Source organism: Adonisia turfae CCMR0081 (assembly GCF_011009555.1).
Lineage (GTDB): Bacteria > Cyanobacteriota > Cyanobacteriia > Phormidesmidales > Phormidesmidaceae > Leptothoe > Leptothoe turfae.
Window position 1 is genome coordinate 6,825,021 of the sequence record NZ_QXHD01000004.1, and the last position, 4,941, is coordinate 6,829,961.

The 4,941-nt window shown below is 47.4% G+C and carries 4 protein-coding genes; 1 reads left to right on the forward strand and 3 read right to left on the reverse strand.

What is annotated here, in order from left to right; translation table 11 throughout:
* From DXZ20_RS33005 to DXZ20_RS33015, 3 genes are all read right to left on the reverse strand, one after another.
* On the reverse strand, nucleotides 1–952 hold a 952-nt coding region (locus DXZ20_RS33005), incomplete at its 3' end, for a hypothetical protein (protein ID WP_250566011.1).
* A gap of 139 nt (nucleotides 953–1,091) precedes the next feature.
* Nucleotides 1,092–2,132 carry an IS5 family transposase gene (locus DXZ20_RS33010; RefSeq protein ID WP_163696094.1) on the reverse strand — a complete coding sequence of 347 codons (1,041 nt, stop codon included), beginning with the start codon at nucleotides 2,130–2,132 and terminating at the stop codon, nucleotides 1,092–1,094.
* A 20-nt stretch (nucleotides 2,133–2,152) separates the two neighbouring features.
* Complete coding sequence (locus DXZ20_RS33015; protein ID WP_163703699.1) at nucleotides 2,153–4,258, reverse strand: S9 family peptidase; 2,106 nt, start codon at nucleotides 4,256–4,258, stop codon at nucleotides 2,153–2,155.
* Between the two features lie 197 nt (nucleotides 4,259–4,455).
* On the opposite strand from DXZ20_RS33015, the gene DXZ20_RS33020 reads away from it, so the two are divergent.
* Nucleotides 4,456–4,941 (forward strand): deoxyribodipyrimidine photo-lyase (locus tag DXZ20_RS33020; protein ID WP_250566012.1); only part of this gene is annotated, 486 nt, incomplete at its 3' end.

Below are 4,941 nucleotides of genomic sequence, written 5' to 3' on the forward strand. Positions count from 1 at the left end.
TCTTTGATTCATCGGTGCCTTTAACCACAGATGGGAGTACTTCAAGGTCTGCCATTGAACCAGAATCTTTCTTTTTCACAGAGTTGGCTTTAGGCTTAGAGGCTTGCATCTTCTTGAGCCTTAGCCCTGCCATCGCCTCACTCTTTTTAGCCTCAGCATAGGCGACAGCCTCAGGATCGCACGGCATAATCACCCGTGCAGACTGAACATCAAATGGCAGCTCTTTTCTAACCCTTGCCACCCTGCCAAATAGTTGATCCAAAAATCCCCATTCTCTATAGTTCGTTAGGCAGCACAATACATTGAGGCGATTGCAGCTAAATCCTATAAACGCTTGCCTAACGGTGATCAGGACATCTATTGATTCATCTCGCTTGAACTTTTGAAGCGCTTCAATACTTTTAGGGCCATCACTAGAAATAGCGACCACCGTTTTTAGGTGTGGATAGGTGGTCTTGAAGTATGCTTCAATCTTCTTGGCCTGTCCCTGATCATAGGCAGCAACCAACATTCCAAAATGCTGCCATATAGCCTTAGCATCGTTTAATTCATTGACACTGATATCAATGAGATGTTGATAGAATTCAGCCTCTTTAAGAAAGCGTCCTAACTTTCTCTTCATTTTTGAAACCTGCATCAATTCAGAAGGCTTTCCAACTTTATGCCAAATGCCTTCAGCGTCAGGCATTTTGAACATGACATCGCGCAGATACCCTTGGGCAACGCCTTCTTGATAAGAAGCGGTTACATCGTATACCGGGAAAATCTCATTATTAGGGTCTGGCGCTGTATATTGAACACCCCAAACCCGTTCACCGTTGCCCCTTGACGTGCCACCCATCACCAAAATATAGGGATAGAACTCAGCTAACTGGTCCATCGTCCCGGCGAATTTGTTGGTGGGTTCACCTGTTTTAGGGTCAATGCCCAGATATTGAGCTTCATCTAACACCAGGGCACCTCTATTTATTGATTTTTTGAGGAATCGAGTCTCAAATAAGACTGTTATCCAGCCTTGTTTCTGGAAATCAGAATATGAAATAAACACCCCCCATGCATTGTGTCCGTTTTAGAGCTGAATATCCCATCCTTTAGGCAAATACTTCAGCCATGTCTTGTTTTTGCCAGAAGACATACCGCTTGAGATTGTAGGTCAAGTTTTTGAGGCCGAGCATGGTTTTGGCCCTGGCTAACCCAATGGTGCGAACAACTTTGCCCCCCATCTCATTGACCATCGACCCAAATACATGTTCAACCTTGGCCCGGGTTTTTGAACGCTCACGATTGTCCGCTATCTGCACCTCTGTTAGGGGGCGATTGCGATAGGCTCGTTCGTTAATATGGCTCTCAAAACCCATCATCTCTAACACGGTGACAATCGCTATCGAGAGATAGGCGCTATCGGCCCAAATCTCATCATCAGAATTGTCCGCATCTAGCAGTTGACCCAATACCTGAGAATCATGAACCGAGGCATCGGTGACCGTATACCGACGAATAAACCCATGCCCCGCATCCCGATTGATATGGTTTTTATACCCGTAATGAGACGTGCCATTCTTTTTGGTCCAACGAGCCTCCACATCCTTTTGGGATAGCTTATGAGGCTTGTCCTGCCAATCCTCAGGCACCTTGCCTGCTTTGACCTCGGCATTATCGTCTCGACTATTCCGTTGTTTAGGCACTGGCACTAAGGTGGCATCGACGATTTGACCACATTGGGCTTGGTAGCCCGTTGCCTTCAGATAGGCCCCAAACTGCTCAAATAGTCCTTCCACTAACTCGGCCTGGCGTAAGCGCTCCCGAAATGACCACACCGTTTTCGCGTCTGGCACCGCATCTTCCAGGCCCAGATGTAGAAATCGCATAAATGACAACCGGTCATTCACTTGGTATTCCAGCTCATCGTCACCAATGTTGTAGAGCTGTTGCAGGATTAACAACTTAAACATGAGGATGACATCTATCGGGCGACGACCTGCTTTACGCTTACGGGATTTGACATACACGCTTTCTAACAGCGGTCGAAACTCATCCCACGGAATCAGCTCGTCCAGGCAGGTCAACAGGTCTTTTTTTGATTCCAGCTTTTGATGACGGATCTCAAAATCCCAAAATCCTTGTTGTCCCATCAGAAGTCTCCCTGTCAACCCTAATCCGTAACCATGATCTCATATTGAGACTCTATTTTTGAATTAATCGAGGTGCCCCCTAGGCTATCCAGCATAAAGGCATATTCAAAGGCGGTTTCTTCGAGCCATCCATAACGCCCGGAGGCACCGCCGTGGCCTGCATCCATATTGGTTTTGAGAAGAAGCTTATTCTGATCGGTTTTTAACTCTCTCAGTTTTGCTGTCCACTTGGCAGGTTCCCAATAAGAGACTCGTGGGTCGTTAAGTCCACCCGTGATCAACAGGTCAGGATACTTCTGGGCTGTGACATTGTCGTAGGGCGAGTAAGACTTCATGTAGTCATAGTACGCTTTCTCATTAGGGTTGCCCCATTCGTCCCATTCCATCACTGATAGCGGCAGGCTGGGATCTAAGATGGTTGTTACAACATCCACAAAGGGGACAGCTGCGAGGGCAACTTTAAATAACTCGGGTCGCATATTTAATACGGCACCGATCAATAATCCACCGGCACTACCACCATAAATAGCGAGTTTGTCAGCGCTGGTCCATTGGTTATCGATCAGGTACTCAGCACAGGCAATAAAGTCCGTAAACGTATTTTTCTTATGGAGAAACTTGCCGTCCTCGTACCATGGCCGACCCATTTCACCACCACCGCGAATGTGGGCAATGGCATAGATGACACCTCGGTCTAATAGGGAGAGCCGGATAGAGGAGAAATAGGCCGATGATGATGCGCCATAGGATCCGTAGCCATAGAGAAAGAGGGGACTGTTGCCATTTCGCTCAGTTCCTTTTTTGTACACCAGCGAGATTGGCACTTCGGTGCCGTCGGGAGCCTTCGCCATCAACCATTCACTTTGATATAGGCTGCGGTCGTAGCCTCCAAGTACCGGCATCTCTTTTTTGAGCTCTCGTTCATGGGTGTCCATGTCATAATCAAATACTGAGGACGGAGTGATTAATGACGTGTAGGTAAATCGCAGAGTTTTGTTGTCAAATTCAGGCATGGCACCAGACCAGACCGAATAGGTGGGTTCTGGAAACTCTAGGGCTGTGTCTTCTCCTGTGGAGAGTTTGTGGATACGAATGGTGGGCAACCCCCCCTGGCGTTCGTAAATGATCAGATGGTCGATAAATACACTAATACCTGTCAGCTGTACATCAGGGCGATGGGGTATGACGGTTTTCCAATTCTCTTGGCCGAGTGCGTTGACTGGTGTCACCATTAGCTTTGAGTTAATGGCATCCTCGTTGGTAACAATGTAAAATCGGTCGAGGGTGTGGTTGTTGCCAGGATGGTGAGAAATGGAGTATTCCACGCCATGTTTGCGGGGACAAACTATCTGAAACTCTCCATCTGGATTGTTGGCATCTAAAATCCAGATTTCGGAGGTGATTTTGCTGTTAATTGAGATGAATAGATAAGCTTCGCTGCGGGTGCCGCCCACTGAGAGATAAAAAGCATCGTCGGTTTCTTCGTAAACCAGTTGGTCGTTACCTGGATCTTCTCCCAAACGATGTTTCCATACTTGGTAGGGGCGATGGGCATCATCTAGTCGAGTGTAGAAAACAGTACGATTGTCGTTAGCCCAGATGACTTCACTAATGTTTTCAATTTTTTCTGGATAAAGATTTCCAGTGGTCAAGTCTTTGAATACTAAGGTGCAGCGCTCTGATCCATTGGTGTCTGTAGCATAGGCTAGCAACTGATGATCAAGACTCGTTTCATAGTCTCCCAAGGCAAAAAACTCATGCTCCTCAGCTAGCTCATTTTCATCGAGCAAAATTTCTTCGGGGGCGTCTAAGCTACCTTGTTTACGGCATAGGATGCGATAGGCTTTGCCTTCTTCAGTGCGGCTGTAATAGTAATAATCCCCGTCTTTTGTGGGTACCGACAGATCACTTTCCTGAATGCGGCCTAGCATTTCGTCATACAAAGCTCTCTGAAAGCTCTTGTTATGGGAGGTTTGTGCGTCAGTGTAGATGTTTTCAGCTTTGAGGTAATCCAGGGTTTCTGGGGAGTCGCGATCGCACAGCCAATAATAATCATCAATGCGAACATCCCCATGTTTTTCAAGGGTTTTCGGCTGTTTTTTGGCGATAGGGGCTCCAGACGTCATCAAAACTTTAACTCCCTGAACGTGTGCCCTTCTAGAATACTGAGCTAAGCCCTGGGAAGCCATGATGCATGGGTGTAGAATACCGTCCCTGTGAAGAAGTTTTGAATTCTGAGTTCTAAGTTTTGGGGTGTAGTGCAATTAAACCCCCCACTCAAAACCACCTATACTGATCGGATTCTCCCCTTTTTACCAAGTTTATGGCTGATCTGATCCTGTTTTGGCACCGTCGTGATCTGCGCATTAGTGATAATTTAGGCCTTGCCGCTGCTCGGGAACGGAGTCCTAAAGTAGTCGGGGTTTTTTGCCTGGATCCTGGCATCTTAGAAGCAGATGACGTAGCCCCAGCCAGGGTGGCCTATATGCTTGGCTGTGTGGCGCAGTTACAGGAGCGTTATCAAGCAGTCGGGAGTGAACTGCTGATTCTCAAGGGTAATCCTGTAGAACAAATCCCTCAGACAGCTTCGACATTGGGAGCTATGGCTGTCTATTGGAATCGAGATGTGGAACCCTATTCCCGCCAGCGAGATAACGCAGTGGCAGCAGCCCTGACGGAAAAAGGCATTGAAATGCGGACCAAAACTTGGGACCAACTGCTGCATGCACCGGGGGATGTGCTGACTGGAGCTGGTAAACCTTACACGGTGTATGGTCCTTTCTGGCGAAACTGGCAAAATTTAGTCAAA

What these genes read in the sequence shown, in the direction of transcription:
- DXZ20_RS33010 (WP_163696094.1), bottom strand. Translation starts at nt 2,132, where the DNA reads ATGGGACAACAAGGATTTTGGGATTTTGAGATCCGTCATCAAAAGCTG.
- DXZ20_RS33015 (WP_163703699.1), bottom strand. Translation starts at nt 4,258, where the DNA reads ATGACGTCTGGAGCCCCTATCGCCAAAAAACAGCCGAAAACCCTTGAA.